The sequence below is a fragment of the Coleofasciculus sp. E1-EBD-02 genome (assembly GCF_040218245.1).
Classification (GTDB): Bacteria; Cyanobacteriota; Cyanobacteriia; order Cyanobacteriales; family Coleofasciculaceae; genus Coleofasciculus.
Genome location: NZ_JAVJQN010000242.1, coordinates 1 through 18,168, shown reverse-complemented (window position 1 = coordinate 18,168; position 18,168 = coordinate 1). Strand labels below are relative to the sequence as shown.

Here is an 18,168-nt window from a genome sequence, read left to right as displayed (position 1 = left end):
GAAATTGGCTAAATGTTGGGGGAATTACCTCCAAACTGGGAGCCTCTTTAATAAAATAAATCCATTTATCTGTTAAACTCTCTAGTTGATCCAGCGTTTTCGTGAATTTGGGTAATTCTACAAAAATTAACTCGATTTCTGGATCAGGATAATCAAACAATTCCTGGTTTTCCTTTAAGCTAAACCGGGTCAGATACCGTTGTGTCTGATCAAACATGAGAAAGTCGGTAATTGTTAAGGCAATGACCGGTTTCAGGTACGAATATCCTTCGCCATATTTTAGCTGATTTCCATAAGTTTTGGTCAGGTTATAAATGACCCGCTTCTCGAAGAAGGCTAGGTTGAGGACTTGCATTTCAATTAGCACGGTTGAGCCATTATCCAGTAAGGCTTTGACATCCAGATAGCTGTCTTTGAGATCCACCACCTCTCTAGGATTATAGGGGTCAATTATTTCTAAATCCTGAATCACAGGATTGGCTTCATAAATTAAGGCATTTAAAAAGCTAATCAGGATATCTTTGCTGTCTGTTGATCCAAATATCTTTTTGAAAGCAAAATCAGTCTTTGGGCTAATAAATCTTAGAGTCATCGCTTTTTAATGATTGAATTGTAAAACTAATTATATTTAGATTATATCACTACGATCTAAGGGAGCTTGCCTATTGCCCATTGCCTAGCGCGTAGCGCTATACTTGGCTTTTTAAGGAAACATAAATTAGTTTACTTATTGGTAAACTTTAACTTGGTATAAATTTCACGATCGCCAAGCCAAAATCGTGCCAGATTTACCTCTGCTTCTGTTCCAATGGCAATAGCAACCGGATCAAATAATCATGGACTTGGGTTTGGTAAAAATGCAGATCGCCTCCCCAACTCCGCAAAATCTGTTGACAAATTCTCATATTTAAGCTATGCAGAGATTTTCTCGGTGAAGCGGTGAGAATCTGCTGACACTCCTCCAAAGAATTGCTTTGAGAAATCAGTAACTCGAGTAACGGATAAGGTGAACTTGAGCGCAGCCTGGGCTTAGTATCCGAACGCAAGGGACAGCACCACAAATGAATCCAACGTCCAGCACGGGATTGTAAACCAATCGTGAGCAATAACTCCAACACAATGCATTCTAGCTTCAGGTAATCCCCATAAATGGTAAACTGACTGACATTGTGCATATTCAGAACCAGTTGACGCTGATTATAAAAGGGTTCCACCTGTCGCAGCGATCGCTTCAACAACGTTGCCAACTTGATCGGGCGTAGCGTCGTCCTGAGTTGCCACTGTTCTTGCTTGAGGATCGGAGTCATCCCCGCTAGAACGGCTTCTAACTTGTGCAGCAGTTGCTGACGACGCATCTTTTGTAACGCCGAATTGGTAATCTGCTGTGTGGCTTCCACCGGAGAGTATGTCTGAGAGTCTAATAAGAGTAACGAATTATTCATCTCCTGCACAGACTGATACAATTTCTCCAAGCATCGGTGTTTGTACCAGTTGAGAGCTTGCAAATTTTCCCGCTCTTGGGTTTGTTGCATTAGGCGATACCGATAGTCACGCAAGTCAGTAAACTGTTGGGTTAAGATTTCCAGTACCGATAACAAACCTTCATACCAAGTTCGTTCCTGGTGATCCGCAATCAGGATCAGTCCCGTGGCTGAGGTGGTATCCTGATGTAAGGCAATCACCAAAATTTGACCAATATCGGGACTCTTAAACCATTGACGAATCGAGTCTGGCAGATCCTTCACCGCAAAGCAGCAGAAATGGGGGGTAGCTAGAGCCTGGTGAATCAGGGGATTTGTTGCCACCGAAATGGTTAAATCGGGAGGAAGAGCAAAACGCGAATCCGTAACCGCCACCGTGGATACCGTCGCCCAAGCAATTTGGGGAGTCCAAGTAAGCAGCGCCACCAGCGGACATTCCAGCAACTTTGCCACATAATTAATCCAAGCCCGTTCAAAGCGCACCGGATCTTTCGGGGCTGAGTGGAGCATGGATAGACCAGACTGTAGGGTTTGATGCGCCCAAAATGAACGTTTGGCGTTATCTAACTCACCCGATAGCGTTAGCAACAGATGGATGAGTTGGGCTACAGTTTTCACAAAATCCCGTTCATTCGAGTTCCACGTTCGCGGACTCTCATGCCCAATCAAAAATAGGAAACTCGGTTGTTTAGGGGAATGTGCTGGATAGGATAAAGACTCAATCAGGAGCGATCGCAGATTCAGTTGCGTGAACGTCTCCCGCCAGGAAAGGAGTAACCCATCCGCCTCAATATCTTCAATCACCTCCATTTTTTTTCGTCCCCTCAACCACTGCTGATCCTGATCATCCAGGGGGGGTAAGGGTGAGGGACAAGGACGGCGATTCGACGGTTGTCGGCTAAACACAACAGTGAATTGACCCGACTGATCGGGTTGCAGGATTACCAATCGATCCGTATTCAGATGCTGGCAAATCAGCTTCCCCGACTCATTCAGGGCGGCTTCAGGCGTGGGACGATAGGCGATCGCTTGAGCGATCCTTGCTAGCACCTGGCTATCCTTGATTCTTACCTGAACTTGGGTGTCTAATTCCTCACCACTCACCACCAGCGCCACTAATTGAGCGGTAGCTAAAATATAGTTCCGTTCTGCCCGTTCCCAAATTCGCGGATCGTCTTCTTCCACCGACAGAAAACCCAACAATTCCCCTTGAATTTGAATCGGGGCTGCCATCAACGAACGAGTTCGTAGTCGATGTAGGATATGTTCTGTGGTTTCTGTCTTGAGTTGGCTTCTACTGCTGCCAATGGTGACTAACTGACCTACCTTTAACGCCTGATAAAAGTCACTGGCTTCAGCAACAGTAAGACCCGCTTTGGAGTTGCGTAACCCAACAACACTGCGGAGAGATTGACGATTACCCACCCGATGCCAGAAATAGCGTTGCTGCGGATGATACCAATAAATATTAGTGCGCGTCGGCGTAATAAACTCTTGAGTCATCGCCACCAATTTATCCAAACGCTGAACCAGCTTGGGCAATTTGATCAGCTCATCGAGGGCTTGAAACAGGGGTTTATCAGGGCGTTTGATTGCCGATTGTTGCCAATTGACCTCTATTTCATGTAGCGCCGCCGCTAATCCACCCAACACCATGGATAAATGGGCGGTGTCCCTAGGTGTGGCAGAGATACCCCATTGATGTGAACCCAACAAGGTGACACCAAAACATTGATCCTTGGCGCGTAAGGGAAACAGCAATGTTCCCTGAATCCCTAAATTGGTAGCAATTCGTCGCCATTCTCCCGCCCGGATTTCTTGCTGAATATCGGGAACGGTGATTGGGCGCTGTTGAATCACGATTTGTTCTAACAGATCACCCGGTTGCAGGTTGTATCGGTGCTTCAAAAAATCGGTATCACCCGTGGGAGCAATACCCCCTTTACCAAATAAGCGATGATCCAAGCGATCATAAAGCCCAATCCAGATCAGGTGGTAATCAAACTCGGTTTGCAGGTAATTTAGAGTAGTTTCGATCAACACCTCAGCATTGTCCTCTTCCCGCAATGTCTCCAGCACTCGTCCTAGGGCAAGGAATGGATGATCGTTTTGGGATGGTAGATTTTGCTGACCCATAATTAATTATCAGGGAACAGGGAACAGGGAACGGGGAACGGGAGATGGGGAAGCTGGGGGAGCTGGGGAAGATGGGGGAGATGGGGAAGATGGGGAAGATGGGGGAGATGGGGGAGATGGGGGAGATAGGGAAGTTGGGTGAGATAGGGAAGTCGTGAGTTAACTCAAAACTCTACCTTACACTTTTCCCTGTTCCCTGTTACACACCGAGCGTGTTACTGAGCGTATTACCGAGCGAAGCCGAGGTAAGCCGAAGTAAGCCGAGGTGTTCCCTTTTCCCTGACGAATGACGAATGACAAATGACGAATGACAAATGACGAATGACGAATGACAAAGGACAAATAACCAATGACTGATATTTATCAATCTGCCATTCGCCCAATTCTATTTTCGCTGTTAAAAGCAGACCCGGAGTGGGCGCACGAACAGACAATGCATTTGTTAGGTTGGCTAGATCGTACATCCAAATCCTCCTCAACTCCTTGGCTTTCCTCTCAATTGCACCAAGCCTTTTGCCTGAGCGATGTTCGCTTAGAACAAACCTTATGGGGACTGAAATTCCCCAATCCTCTAGGTTTAGCCGCCGGATTTGATAAAGATGGGGTAGCGGCTCGAATTTGGCGTATCTTTGGGTTTGGCTTTGCTGAACTGGGAACCGTTACCAGTCACGCCCAACCCGGAAACCCCCAACCCCGGTTGTTTCGTTTACTCCAAGATAGAGCTGTTCTCAACCGTATGGGGTTTAATAATCGAGGGGCGCAAGCGTTGGCAGACCGATTATCTGCGATCGCACCTCAGCCGTTTGAGCCGATCCCCTTGGGGATCAATCTGGGTAAGTCTAAGGTAACACCCTTAGAAGATGCCGCTACTGACTATTTAACCAGTTTCCGCCTGCTTAAGCCTTGGGGTGATTATTTTGTGGTTAACGTAAGTTCACCGAATACACCCGGATTGCGATCGCTACAAGATGCTGAACAACTGCGAATCATTTTGGAGACGTTGCAACAGGATAATCAAGGACAAAAGCCGCTTTTAGTCAAGATTGCACCGGATTTGGAGTGGGAGGCGATCGCGGATGTTGTTGATTTAGCTCAAACCTATCAGCTTGCGGGGATTGTGGCGACCAATACAACAATTCGTCGGGATATCCTGAAAACCCAAGTCATCGCCGCCACAGGCAAACCCGTGACTGAAGAAGCTGGCGGAATTAGTGGTGCGCCACTGCGGGAACGTTCAACAAAAGTGATTCGGTTTATTCACCAGCAAACCCAAGGGAAATTACCGATTATCGGTGTGGGGGGAATTTTTACCGCCGAGGATGCGTGGGAAAAGCTCACCGCCGGAGCCAGCTTGATTCAAGTGTACACGGGATTAGTCTATGAAGGACCCTGGATGGCACGGCGAATCATGCAGGGATTGTTAAGAAAGTTGGAAGAACAAGGATTGAGTTCGATTACTCAGGTGGTGAAGCAGGCACAAGCCTCTGCCGAGTGAAGCTGAGTCCGGGTAAAGGCTTTGTCAACACCAGTCTGCCTTGACAGCCCACTAGGGCGGATAACACTGCACGAATTATCAGGTTATCCCCAACCACAATTTTTTTTCAATACTAGAATAGTATAGAATGAAGACCATTCTAGAGATAGATATTGTTGTTGAGTTTTGTAACAATATCACGCTCAACAACTTGCCTTAGATCTAGTAGGTCAGTATTATTATTTCACTGATAAAGAGCAACTTGATCAGGAAACGTCAATTAGGCAGACTCATTTGACAAAAGTTTAAACGCTTGCGTCAAGTGTAGATCTTTCATCTAGGATATTATCCTTTTTTTATACCTTCGGGTCACAGTGACGAATAGACAACAACGCTCTCTATCGTGGAATCATTCACCACCGAATTTTCAATCTACTGAGGTTATTTATGTGGGAAACAGTTTTTATCGGAGCCATCGCATTTTACGTAATCATGTTGCCGATTTTCTTCAGCCGATGGTTAGATTTTATGCAACATGATGACAGCCTGTCCCAAAACGAGAAATTTTCCTCTTGGGTGATTTTGCTTATTGCTACTATCCTGTGGCCCATCGTCGTGCCAATATCTTATCTAGAACTGTTAGATGCCCGAAAAACATTTAATAATTACTGAAGCCTTTCAAGATTCAGGATCACGGTATAGAGATAGATAGAGTCGTCATCAGACACAACTCGCCACCTCCATCATAAATATAGGGAATTGGCGAACCGTTTAGTTAATAATGTTACGATTTGTCAATTAAGTTGAATAGCATTGAAATAAGGATTTGGGGAGCGCCAAAACCCTTTATCTATCGTAGGGTGGGTTTCGACTTCGCTCAACCCACCAGCATACCAGTCAGTGACATTCCAATTACATTCCAATTAAGTTGGAGTGCAAAGGGTGCATCCCGCTTTTAACTGTAGTGTGAGCATCTTGCTCACGGCGAGAGCGGTACTCGTACCGCTTGGCGAAACCACCAGTAAAATTTCTTCCCCTTCTACCGTCCTGCACTAGGATGCTCAGAAAGCCACTTCACCGCCATCATTGGTCATTGGGTAAAAATAAATGACAAAGAACCAATGATAAATGGCAAAACTACGACTGAATTTCACTAACAACCATTGGCTAATCGGTTTTTCCTTAGCCGCCTTTTTCCTGGGAAGTATTTCTCTAGGGAATGTACCGCTACGAGATTGGGATGAAGGGACTCGCGCCCTGATTGCTAGAGAGATTTACCGCACCGGGAACTGGCTTTATCCGACACTTTACGGGGAACCCTATCTACTCAAACCCCCGTTAGTGGATTGGTTAATTGCTCTGTCGTATAAATTTTGGGGAATTGGAGAATTCACCACCCGCCTACCAGGAGCATTTTTGTCCGCCTGTAGCGTTCCGCTACTTTATTTGTTGGGGCGAGACGTTTTTGCCCAACGTCTCCCGGCTGTATTGGCGGCTAGCGTTTACTTGACGTTACTACCGGTGGTGCGTCATGGTCGTCTGGCGATGCTGGATGGTACGGTGGTGTCGTTTTTTCTGCTATTGCTATTGTGTCTGCTGAAAGCGCGTCAGGATAAGCGTTGGGCGGTTGGGATTGGGATTAGCCTGGGATTGATTACGTTAACGAAAGGAATTTTGGTGATCCTGTTGGGTGCGATCGCGTTTGGGTTTCTCTTGGCTGATAGACAATGGGCGCTGTTGAAAAGTCCCTATTTTTGGCTAGGGATTCTCTTGGGGAGTACACCTGCGATCGCGTGGTATGTGGTTCAGTGGCAATATTATGGTGAAACCTTTTGGCAGGTACATTTTCAGGCGCAGGGGTTGAACCGCATCTCGGAGTCTGTGGAGGGAAATCAGGGTGCGCCTTGGTATTATTTCCTGGAATTACTTAAATACAGTTTTCCCTGGTTCCTGTTTTGGTTTGGCGGATTGGCGCTAGCTTGGCATCATCGCTACAGGAGTTGGGGCAAACTGGTACTAATTGGTACAATTGGCTATCTGGGGGCGATTTCCCTAATGGGAACCAAGTTGCCTTGGTACATTATGCCGTTCTATCCCTTTTTTGCCTTAACTGTTGGTATGTGCTTAGCACAGTTTTGGCCAAAAAGCAAGCATTATCCCCAAGTTTTAGTTTGGCTTTTAGGGTTAATGGCAGTTGCAGGGGTGGGGGGATGTGTTTACTTTATCCTGGCAGATCCGCAGCCTGTATTAATTATTATGGGCGTGGTTGTGGCGTTAACAATGGGTTTAGCGGCTTGGCAGGTTTATCAGCATAATCGCCAATTTATCCCGATTTTATTGGGCGGAACTTACGTGGCGTTGTTGTTGTTAATGATGTCTACATCCTGGGTTTGGGAATTAAATGAAGCCTTTGCAGTGAAGCCAGTCGCCCAGTTGATTCAGGAACACACGCCCCCAGACACGGTGGTTTATACATCTTATGGTTATCGGCGTCCCAGCTTAGATTTTTATAGCGATCGCCAAGTGATTCCGGCGGATACAACTACGCTGCAACAGTTGGCATCAACGTCGGCGTATTTACTGGTGGATGAGTCAACGTTGGCAGTATTACCGATTCGCGATCGCGTCATTCTTGGTAGTAGCGAAGGCTTCACCTTAATTGCAATTCTCGATTGAGTGACTATCCTGCAATCAAGCCACGGCAAAGCCTGTATACTGCCGAATTTTGGGATGGCGAAAACCCAGTACAATATCTTCCTTGGGAACGCCCGCTTCTAGTAAATGTATTTCTACTTACTTAAGATTAAGCAAGATAAAGAGGTGCGATCGCTACCGTAGAATTACGGAAATTTGGCGCTTATGGCACGCTTCAACCCGTCAATGTCTGATAACCACTTACCGCGAACACTGGGTTCACAGAGCCTGATTCGTAAATGGTTTGTAATATAAATGGCAGCATTTAATCATCTGAACGTAAACTTCTATGTTATTTGCTTGTGCTTTCCCGGAAAGGTGATTATATTATAAATTGAAGCCTGAAGGCTTACTAATGACAGAAGTTGAACTGAAAAAATCAAATTAGGAGGTATAAAACCGACTGATAAATTTCATCTCTATTTCCTCATTGACAAGTAACAGCAACGCTCAACAAATTGCTGAGATTTCCTAAAATTGTAAACTAGGGAGATAAGCTCTAAAAACTAACTTTTTAGTGCCACTCCAGATAGAATTAACTTAAACAGGAAATCATTCAAGCGATGTAGTTTTGGGAGTTGCTGTTACTTTGTAATTACTTTGTAATTAGTCATACTCGCTCCCTTGAGAAGCAAGCTACGTCATTTGTCATACTCGCTTCTCTTCACGCAAGCCAAGTTATTTTAGGACTTAAGCAAAAGCTCTACATGTAGGGTGTGTTAGCGAAGCGTAACGCACCTTAACTGTATTTGTTAAACGCTGAACGATAAAATTATAAGAACCCTTCTTTTCCAGACTGTAGAGACGTTGCATGCAACGTCTCTACAAGGCTATTCTGGCTCTTGAAACACGTCACAGGAGAACATCTCCGTTAATGTCCGCAGATAGGGTAAAAAGGTTGCCATATTTTCGGGAGGTAGGCGATTGTACATTTCCCAACCAATCGCTTTCAGCATATCTTGCACTAAACGCCAGCCGACACGCAGACGCGGATAAAGCATGACGCATAACGGAAACAATTCTCGCTGCACCGCCCGAATGTCATCTTCTAAGACACACAGACACAGATAAACCTGAAACATTTCCACGTCGCGGATACTGGCAATTCTCACCTTTTTGCTCATCAGCGAACCACTGTAGGTTTCGTAATTGGGATTTTGACGGCAAACTTGTTGGCACACGGAAATAGCCAATTTTGTGCTGATGGGTAACAGATTCTGCACGGCTAATAGCGCCTGGGAATTGTAGGGATGGTTAGCCGCCGCATCATACGCCGCTTGTAGGGGCATATACATGTGGTCATCCATTACCTTTAAATAAGGAAGCCACAGTTTTTGTTCCGGTGGGGAGAGCCACTCGAGTAATTTTTGACCCGTATAGTGGAACTGCATACTGACAAACCCGATCGCACGCCGATCAACGCTAGTATATTTTTGGCGCACTTTACCAAAATCTTTGCCGACAATCACCGATAAACGTCGGGGTGTTGCCCGTTGAGCATAAGCATTTGCCGTCTTTTGAAACAGATAACGGGTATCAGCCGCAATTTCTAAGGGATTGACTAATTCAGGATTAATACCATGACGCCGAATTTCCTCAGATAGCAGCGTTTCGGTCAACGACCAGGCTTGGGCGCTGGCAAAGTTGAGCTTTTGCATCATTTTCTCTGCCGTGCTTTTTCTGGCTTCGAGTGAGGCAATTTCCTTGAGATCCGCCGCCGCTAAACTGGATGCTGACTCATTTTGGTCTTGGTTGGTAACGGCGGTATAGTATTTCCTCGCCCAAAGCACCGCTAAGGAATGAACGTTGGATGTTGACGAGTCGGACTTTGACGAGTTGGGTGGTTTGCCACCAGTAGAACGCTGACGCGGTGTCGGCTGGGACACGGAACGTTCTGTGGATGCGATGGAATAGGTCATGGTAAAAATCCCGTTACACTCTCATTTCCCTTCAATAGGAGAAGATGCAAAAAACTAATTTGTCTCACCTGGAGTTAGGTGAGAGTCAATCAGCACTGACTATGTATCCTCTCGGCGTTAAAAAAAGTCGGATGTTATATAGAAACTTTAAAAGAGCAGAGTCTGCGTCTGAACTCTTGTCCCAGACAAGGAGGGGTTCGAGTTGCGATAACGACTCTGCTCAAAAATCGCTTCTGTCATATTTTTGCTGTTTTTATCATTCATAATACAGGATTATCACAGTTATTAAAAGAAATGAACCATTCTCATTTAGTTTTCACCCAACGGGTGAGACTGGCAGGGGATTACCCCTCAAGCGCTTTCCAGGAAAGGGTAAATGGTTAATTGGGTGGGAGAGGCAAGATTCTCAGATAACTGGGCTGAGCGTGAGTAAGGTGACTTAAATCACACTTTCCATGTTAACTTGCCCACTGATGTAAGAGATAGGAGTAGTATTCTGTCTTATCGACGGTATCCAGCACCCGAATCCGTTTTCCTCCCGCCTCAACCTGGATACGACCTTGACTGGAACCCTGAGGAATCACAGTGGTTTCCCAGTCTTGGCAAGTAAAGAACTCGGGATGGGCGAGATAGGTGGTGGCGAGAACGTCCCAGAAATAATAGTCTTGGGGAATCACTAAGGCGTAACATTGACCCGCAAAATCCGAAATGGGATAGCGACGCTGTTTCCCCAATTTGTAAACAAACTCAGAGGTAACCGGGACGGTATTGGTCAAGTCAAGGGGACAAAGGACAATCGGAATCTGAGTTTGCCAGATTTGATGCACAGCGAGGGGGTCCCAGTAGGCGTTCCATTCGGCTGAACCATCTTGTCCCGGTTCCAGGCTTTTTTCCACGTTACCAGGAACATGAATTGCACCCCCCATCCAGACGATTTGCTCAATCTTCGCTGCGATATTCGGGGCAAGGTTTAAGGCGGTGGCGACAGTGGTGAGAGGTCCTGTCACCATCAGGGTAACAGGTTGGTCAGCCGTTTGCAGCGATCGCACGATAAACTCTTGACCGCTTTCCTTTAGCAGGGGGGTTTGGATCGTGTCATTCTGGTTAAGAATTGGCAGATGATCCACAATAAACGCATCCCGGCGGTAAAGGGGAGGAAAGGGATTAATCCCGCGTACCGTACTTTCGGCAACGGGGATATGAGAACATCCGATTAGGTCTAAAATTTTGCGCGTGGCGTTAACGGCGGGTTGAATATAGCAATCAGCCGGGGTGACAACGATACCCAAGGGTTGGATGTGATCCATTGTCATCAGCAGGACGGTTGCCAAATAATCATCGACACCGCCATCATGATCCATGAGGACGAGAGGTTTGGACACGAGGAGAAAGTTTCCGCAAGCATACACTTGATTATTATCTCTCAATTTTCATCCTTGACCAGAGGGATCTAAATTGTCCGACTTATGTCTGACTTATATCTGACTTGGCGGGATGAGAGGGATGAGAAGACTATGATCACAGCAGGGTGATTCAAGTGTTTAATCATGTCGCGATCGCTAAAAGTTGCTCCCCAGTATATCGAAACAGTCAAAGCTGCACTGCGGCGGAATCGTTTTGCCCGTCAGCAAGACTTAGCCGAGAGTGTACAACTATCCCGAGGCACAGTCTGGAATTTCCTCAATGGCAAACCTGTGGATTATTTGAATTTTTATGAACTTTGCCAGAAATTGGGGCTGAATTTAGAGGAAATTGCTGATTTCTCTGTCGGGGATAAAAACTCATCCTTAGTAGTAGAGGTAGATGAAGAACAGACTGATACTGAACCCGAAGTCTCTACCTATATCCTGCGTCCTCCCAGCGAATCGCGGTGCTATGAAACCATAGTCAAGCCCGGTTCCCTACTGCGAATTAAAGCGCCGAAGCGAATGGGAAAAACCTTGCTCATTGATAAGATTCTCGAACGGGCATTCAAAGAAAATTATCGCACCGTTCGCTTAAACTTACTCCAAGCTGATCAAGCCGTTTTGTGCGGACTCGATGAATTCTTGCGCTGGTTCTGTACGTTTGTCAGTCGGCGGTTAAAATTACCGACTCAACTGGCGGAGTATTGGGAAGAAGGGTTAGGAAGTTCTCAGAATTGCACGATTTATTTTGAAGATCATCTGTTATCTCAATTAGACCAGCCCTTAGTTTTGGCGTTAGATGACGTTGATCGAATTTTTCCCTATCCTAAAATTGCCCAAGACTTTTTTGGTATGCTGCGAGTTTGGCATGAGGAAGCAAAAACCAGCCGACTGTGGCAGAAATTGCGGTTAGTGATTGCCCATTCTACCGATGTTTATATTCAGCTTAGTACGAATCGTTCACCCTTTAATGTCGGTGTGCCAATTGAATTGCCAGAATTCAGACCCGAACAAATGCAAGAGTTAGCCCAACACCAAGGATTAGATTTGGATAATTCCCAGGTGACTCAGTTAATAGAGACGGTAGGAGGACATCCACATCTGATCCAGCTTGCCATTTATTCCCTGACTCGTAAAGATATTACGTTTGACCAACTCTTACAAACGGCTGCTACCGAATCAGGAATTTACAGCAATCATTTACGGGGACAGTTGTGGAATTTACAACAGTATCCTGAGTTAGCCGCAGCGATGAAAACGGTAGTTGAGGCAAATTGCCCTGTGCCATTGGAATCGATGCTGGCGTTTAAGTTACAAAGCTTAGGTTTAGTACAGTTAGAGAATAATTCTGTCAAGCCGCGTTGTTTGCTATATTCCCAGTATTTGTCCCAGAAGCTTAGAGATGGAAAAACATAAATTAAAAGTCTCGAATGGTCGAGGCGGGTTTAGCAAAAAATCTGCCTCACGCCTTGCCTAATAACAGAAAAACTTCTTGATTTTAATTTTTTTGAAAACTACTTTTTGCAGGAGGTAAAAACATGGTTGAAACCATTGCTGCCCAGAAAATTAATCTCGATGATTTAATCGAAAAGTTTGGTTTAGAACGTATCGATGATCTGCAATTCTTCCCAGAATGGCAAGATGACTTACCTGAACTCACGGATTTAGAACGTCAAGCTTTAGATGAAGTTAAAGGAGACTATCTCCACTTATCTCGATATACCATCCTTGAACCCATTGTTAAACTTGTGGTTTTGTCACCCTTGTTGAAACTAGCAGGATTTTATCGTTTACCATTTTATCTTGCGGCTGAGAAGGATGTAGAAATTGTCTCGGAGGATGAGGAACTGATAATTAAAGGGCGTCTTGACTTGTTGGTTTTTATGCCTGAGTTGTGGATACTGGTGATTGAAGCAAAAGGGGCAAAATATTCCTTAGATGCCGGGATACCGCAAGCCTTAAGATATATGCTGGGTCATCCTAATCCTGACCACCCTGCATTAGGATTGGTTACAAATGGTATGGATTTTATTTTTCTCAAGCTGATTAAACAAGATAGACCAATATATGCTGAATCCTATCCATTTTCACTCAGACGCGGAGATGACATTTATACTGTACTGAGGATTTTAAAACGGTTTAGTCAATTACTCAGTCAATAGAAATTGTTGTCAACAATACAGTGTAAATAGAGTGGCGTAGCACAGCAAATTTGATGAAATAGTAGGGGTACTTTGAAAGGGGGGATCTGGAGAGAGGGGAGCAAGAAAGGAGTTACAATCTATTCCATGATTTTAGGTTTTAGATTGGCTTGATAAAGGAAACCCAATAAAATCCAAGTGTTGTTTCCTACTAATCTAATGCATCTGCGACGAAGGACAAATGATTAATAACGAAGGACAAATGACCAATGACTAATTACGAATATCAAGTTGGCGGAAGTTTAGCGGCTGATGCTCCCAGTTATGTAATGCGTCAAGCTGACCAAAATCTTTATCAGGCATTAAAAGCAGGGAAATTTTGCTATGTGTTGAACTCGCGGCAGATGGGAAAGTCTAGCTTGCGGGTGCGAACGATGCAAAAACTGGAAAAAGAAAGAGTAAAATGTGCTGCAATTGATCTGACACTAATTGGCAGTGAGAATGTTACCCAATCAGGCTGGTACATGGGGATATTTTACGATTTAGTCAGAAAGTTTGAGCTATCGGGTAAAATCAACAAAAGGGCTTGGTGGAAAGATCGAGAATCGTTACCCCCTGTACAGCGATTGAGTAATTTTTTGGAGGAAGTATTATTAGCTGAGACATCAAACAACATTGTTATTTTCATCGATGAAATTGATACGGTACTCAGTTTAGAGTTTCCAACCGATGATTTTTTTGCTTTGATTCGGGGATGTTACAATCAACGAGTTGACAATCCAGCTTATAAACACTTAACCTTCTGTCTACTGGGTGTAGCAACACCTTCAGTGTTTATTCAAGACAAAAATCGTACATCTTTTAACATTGGTTGTGGAATCGAACTATGTGGTTTTGAATTAGATGAAGCACAACCGCTAGCTGAGGGATTAGTGGGTAGAGTTGATAATCCTCAGATAATTTTACAAGAAATTTTGAATTGGACAGGAGGACAGCCATTTCTCACGCAAAAGCTTTGTCAAATTGTTTGTGATGCTTGTGGAGAATCCGAATTTTCTTTAAAGCCAGGAGAGTCAGAAAAAGAGTGGGTGGAAAAGTTGGTGCGATCGCACATCGTTGAAAACTGGGAATCTCAGGACAATCCAGAGCATTTGAGGACAATTCGCGATCGTATTTTGGCAAAAGGTCAGCGTAGTATTGATCTGCTGAGACTCTACCTGCAAATTTTGCAAGACAAAGAAGTAGAAGCTAATGGTCGTATTGAACAAACGGAACTGCGGTTGTCAGGTTTGGTCGTTAAACGGTACGATAGTTTAAGAGTTTATAATCGTATTTATGAAGCTGTTTTTGACCACAATTGGGTCGCTAAAACAATAGTCGATCTGCGACCTTACGGAGAAGCGTTAGCCAGATGGATTGATTCTAAGCATCAAGACAAAAAGTGGCTGTTGCGCGGGCGGGAATTACAGGAAGCACAAATCTGGAAAGCCAATAAAGATAACCTGAATTTAAGCGTTCAGGATTACCAGTTTTTGAGTGCTAGCCAAGAATTGGAAAGGCGAATAAATCAGCGAAATTTCAGGTTATTAGCCCTAAGCAACATACTATTTGCAATTGGGTTAATTTTTGGATTTCGCCAGAATATTAGTCATTTAATTGAAGATTACTCTGCTCATTTGGCGGCACAAGTTGCTGGACAAGAACAATTTAGCGAAGGTGGAAAAACTTTTTTTGCCAGTAATGATAATTTCAATCGTCAAATTGGAATTGAAGCCTTCAAGCAACAGAATTACTCGACAGCGCTTGAATTCTTTAAGAGAGCTAAGCAATCTAATCCTAATGATCCGGAAGTGGGGATTTACTATAATAATGCACGAGCTATTCAACAAGGTAAACCTCTAACTCTTGCCGTTGTTATACCTGCCCACACTGATAGAGATATTGCTCTGGAAATGTTACGAGGTGTAGCCCAGGCACAGCATCGTTTCAATGAGCAGCGTGAAAAGTTACAACTGCCCTTATTAAAAATCCTCATTGCCAATGATAATAGCGATCCAACCCAAGCCAAGAAAGTTGCCCGAACTTTGAGTAGAAATCAAGATGTTCTGGGAGTAATTGGACATTATACCAGTAGTGCGAGTAATTCAGCACTAAAAGAGTATGAAAGAGAAGGTATAGCGATGATATCTCCTACTAGCACGAGTAATTCACTCAACGGTGATGTTTTCTTCAGAACAGTTACTACTAATCAAGATACAGCTAAAACATTAGCCCGTTATGTCTGGGCAAATAAACTGAATAAAGTGGTCGTTTTTTATAACCCGAAAGACCTATATAGTCAGGATTTGATGGATTCGCTGGAAAGTTTACTCAATCAGCACTCTGTCGAAATAAGCCAAAAAATAGATTTAAAAAATCTAGGACAGAAAGCTAATACTGAAGCTTTATTACTTAGTTACGTTAAACCAGAAACCAATGCAATAGTATTGCTGCCAAATACGGAACTAATTTCTGTTGCCATTGAAATTGCTCGTGCTAAAAACAATCTGGAAAGCTTAAAAAACAAGCCGCTATTAGGAGCCAGTGCTTTGTATAGTTCAGATGCTTTAAAAGTAGGGGGTTCAGCCCTAGAAGATTTGATTGTAGCGGTTTCCTGGTTTGCCGATGCACCAGATTCACAAGACTTTGCCAATAAAGCTCAGGATATGTGGAAAGGGCAAGTCAGTTGGCGTACTGCGAAGACTTATGAGGCGACGCAGGCTTTCATTGAAGCTCTATCTGAATCCGATAAACCTTCTCGCTCAAGTGTGATTGAAAAACTCAAAACGATGAATATTTCAGGCAAGGAATCAGTGTTAGTCAAAGTCGTTAGAGGTGAAGGCGGATCAAGAGGAAGTGACTTTCGTTATGAACTGGCTGAGTAAAATAGGGGGAGTGTCAACTCTGTTCATTGCGCCACATACCGTGAATAGTGAGATAAGGTTGATGGGTTTCTGTCTTGACAGCCCAGTCGATGAGAAGAACTGGTAGAAAAATCCCCTAAAGCGTTATTGTGTAAGAAGTCACGGCAATCTGACCCTATCTCTGGTAACACTAAACTTTAAGACTAACGTTAACTATGTTTGATGCTCTCGCCGAACGCTTAGAAGACGCCTGGAAGAAACTACGCGGTCAAGACAAGATATCTCAAGCCAATATTCAAGACGCTCTGAAAGAGGTGCGTCGGGCTTTGCTGTCGGCAGATGTGAACCTGCAAGTTGTCAAAAAATTTGTTGCTGACGTTGAAAGCAATGCCATGGGCGCTGATGTCATTGCTGGCGTCCGCCCTGACCAACAGTTTATCAAGATTGTCTATGATGAACTGGTGCAGGTGATGGGGGAAAGTAATGTCCCCTTGGCTAAGGCAGATACATCGCCCACTATCGTGCTGATGGCAGGGTTGCAGGGAACCGGGAAAACCACGGCGACGGCTAAGTTAGCCTTACATCTGGGGAAGGAAAACCGCAGTTGCTTGATGGTGGCGACAGACGTTTATCGCCCTGCGGCGATTGACCAGTTGGTGACTTTGGGTGAACAGATTAATATCCCTGTGTTTGAAATGGGGACGGATGCTAACCCCGTAGAGATTGCCCGTCAGGGGGTTGCCCGTGCCAAGGAAACGGGTGTCGATACCGTGATTATCGATACGGCGGGACGATTGCAAATCGACGCCGAGATGATGGCGGAACTTGCCCAGATTAAGGACAATGTTAAACCCCACGAGGTTCTGCTTGTAGTAGACGCGATGACGGGTCAAGAGGCGGCAACCCTAACCCATACGTTTAATCAACAAATTGGGATTACTGGGGCAATTCTAACCAAGCTGGATGGCGATACGAGAGGGGGTGCAGCCTTGTCTGTGCGCCAGGTATCGGGTCAGCCGATTAAATTTGTCGGTGTGGGTGAAAAGGTAGAAGCACTACAGCCATTTTATCCCGATCGCATGGCATCCCGGATTCTGGGTATGGGTGATGTGCTGACATTGGTGGAAAAAGCCCAAGAAGAAATTGACATGGCTGACGCCGCCCAGATGCAGGAGAAAATGCTCAATGCTCAGTTTGACTTCAGCGATTTCTTGAAGCAAATGCGGCTGTTGAAAAATATGGGTTCCCTGGGTGGGTTGATGAAGCTGATGCCAGGAATGGGTAAGCTGAGTTCGGATCAACTGGAAAAAGGGGAAGGTAAGCTCAAGCAAACGGAAGCGATGATTAATTCCATGACGGCTGAGGAACGCCGCAATCCGGATTTGCTGGCTGGTTCTCCCAGTCGTCGCCGTCGTATTGCTAAGGGTTCAGGGCATAGTGAGCGCGAAGTGAGCAGTCTAATTAGTGAGTTTACCAAGATGCGATCGCTGATGAAGCAGATGGGTCAAGGTCAAATGGGCGGACTTCCCGGAATGGGCGGAATGGGCGGAATGGGTGGTATGGGTGATATGTTTGGTGGCGGGATGGGCAATCGTGGCTCACAGGGTTGGCGCGGTAGTGGTCCGACGAAGAAGAAGAAAAAGCCGAAGAAGAAGAAGGGGTTTGGTCAGCTTTGAGAAGATAAGGGTGTAGGGTAAGCAGGGGTAGCAGGGGGAGCCGGGGAAGCAGGGGGAGCAGGGGGAGCCGGGGGAGCAGGGGGAGCAGGGGGAGCAGGGGGAGCAGGGGAAGCAGGGGAAGCTGGGGGAGCAGGGGAAGCAGGGGAAGCAGGGGAAGCTGGGGGAGATGGGGAAGTCAACAAATGACAAATGACAAATGACAAATGACGAATGACGAATGACGAATGACGAATGACGAATGACGAATGACGAATGACGAATGACGAATGACGAATGACGAATGACGAATGACGAATGACGAATGACGAATGACGAATGACGAATGACGAATGACGAAT

The 18,168-nt window shown here is 45.1% G+C and carries 11 protein-coding genes and 1 pseudogene; 7 read left to right on the top strand and 5 right to left on the bottom strand.

The window, feature by feature from the left end:
* Together RIC07_RS35625 and RIC07_RS35620 are read right to left on the bottom strand one after the other, a co-directional pair.
* On the bottom strand, positions 1 to 592 hold a 592-nt coding region (locus tag RIC07_RS35625; protein ID WP_446398633.1), incomplete at its 3' end, for an Rpn family recombination-promoting nuclease/putative transposase.
* Positions 593 to 788: 196 nt separating this feature from the next.
* Positions 789 to 3,617, bottom strand: coding sequence for a GAF domain-containing protein (locus RIC07_RS35620; RefSeq protein WP_446398632.1), 2,829 nt, complete (start codon positions 3,615 to 3,617; stop codon positions 789 to 791).
* Positions 3,618 to 3,966: 349 nt separating this feature from the next.
* Here RIC07_RS35620 and RIC07_RS35615 point away from each other — a divergent pair, with 349 nt between their 5' ends.
* The 3 genes from RIC07_RS35615 (at position 3,967) to RIC07_RS35605 (ending at position 7,767) form a co-directional block, all read left to right on the top strand.
* The gene (locus RIC07_RS35615) at positions 3,967 to 5,112 is read left to right on the top strand and encodes a quinone-dependent dihydroorotate dehydrogenase (protein ID WP_446398631.1); all 1,146 of its coding nucleotides are present in this window, start codon (positions 3,967 to 3,969) and stop codon (positions 5,110 to 5,112) included.
* A gap of 426 nt (positions 5,113 to 5,538) precedes the next feature.
* Entirely contained in the window at positions 5,539 to 5,763 is a 225-nt protein-coding gene (locus RIC07_RS35610) for a hypothetical protein (protein ID WP_446355936.1), read from the top strand.
* Between the two features lie 456 nt (positions 5,764 to 6,219).
* Positions 6,220 to 7,767 carry an ArnT family glycosyltransferase gene (locus tag RIC07_RS35605; RefSeq protein ID WP_446398630.1) on the top strand — a complete coding sequence of 516 codons (1,548 nt, stop codon included), beginning with the start codon at positions 6,220 to 6,222 and terminating at the stop codon, positions 7,765 to 7,767.
* Between the two features lie 15 nt (positions 7,768 to 7,782).
* On the opposite strand, the pseudogene RIC07_RS35600 reads toward RIC07_RS35605, so the two are convergent.
* From RIC07_RS35600 to RIC07_RS35590, 3 genes and pseudogenes are all read right to left on the bottom strand, one after another.
* Positions 7,783 to 7,872, bottom strand: a pseudogene (locus RIC07_RS35600) (element excision factor XisI family protein); the annotation flags it as partial.
* Positions 7,873 to 8,615: 743 nt separating this feature from the next.
* Complete coding sequence (locus RIC07_RS35595; RefSeq protein ID WP_446398629.1) at positions 8,616 to 9,704, bottom strand: hypothetical protein; 1,089 nt, start codon at positions 9,702 to 9,704, stop codon at positions 8,616 to 8,618.
* Positions 9,705 to 10,162: 458 nt separating this feature from the next.
* A complete protein-coding gene (locus RIC07_RS35590; RefSeq protein WP_446398628.1) occupies positions 10,163 to 11,086 on the bottom strand; it encodes a nucleoside hydrolase in 924 nt (307 codons plus the stop codon).
* 165 nt (positions 11,087 to 11,251) lie between these two features.
* On the opposite strand from RIC07_RS35590, the gene RIC07_RS35585 reads away from it, so the two are divergent.
* From RIC07_RS35585 to ffh, 4 genes are all read left to right on the top strand, one after another.
* Complete coding sequence (locus RIC07_RS35585) at positions 11,252 to 12,526, top strand: AAA-like domain-containing protein (RefSeq protein WP_446398627.1); 1,275 nt, start codon at positions 11,252 to 11,254, stop codon at positions 12,524 to 12,526.
* 122 nt (positions 12,527 to 12,648) lie between these two features.
* On the top strand, positions 12,649 to 13,272 hold the full coding sequence (locus RIC07_RS35580) for a type I restriction endonuclease (protein ID WP_446398626.1): 624 nt from the start codon (positions 12,649 to 12,651) through the stop codon (positions 13,270 to 13,272).
* A 248-nt stretch (positions 13,273 to 13,520) separates the two neighbouring features.
* Positions 13,521 to 16,175, top strand: a complete 2,655-nt coding sequence (locus RIC07_RS35575; RefSeq protein WP_446398625.1) for an AAA-like domain-containing protein — start codon at positions 13,521 to 13,523, stop codon at positions 16,173 to 16,175.
* 194 nt (positions 16,176 to 16,369) lie between these two features.
* Positions 16,370 to 17,830, top strand: coding sequence for a signal recognition particle protein (gene ffh / locus RIC07_RS35570; protein ID WP_446398624.1), 1,461 nt, complete (start codon positions 16,370 to 16,372; stop codon positions 17,828 to 17,830).
* Positions 17,831 to 18,168 lie beyond the last annotated feature (338 nt).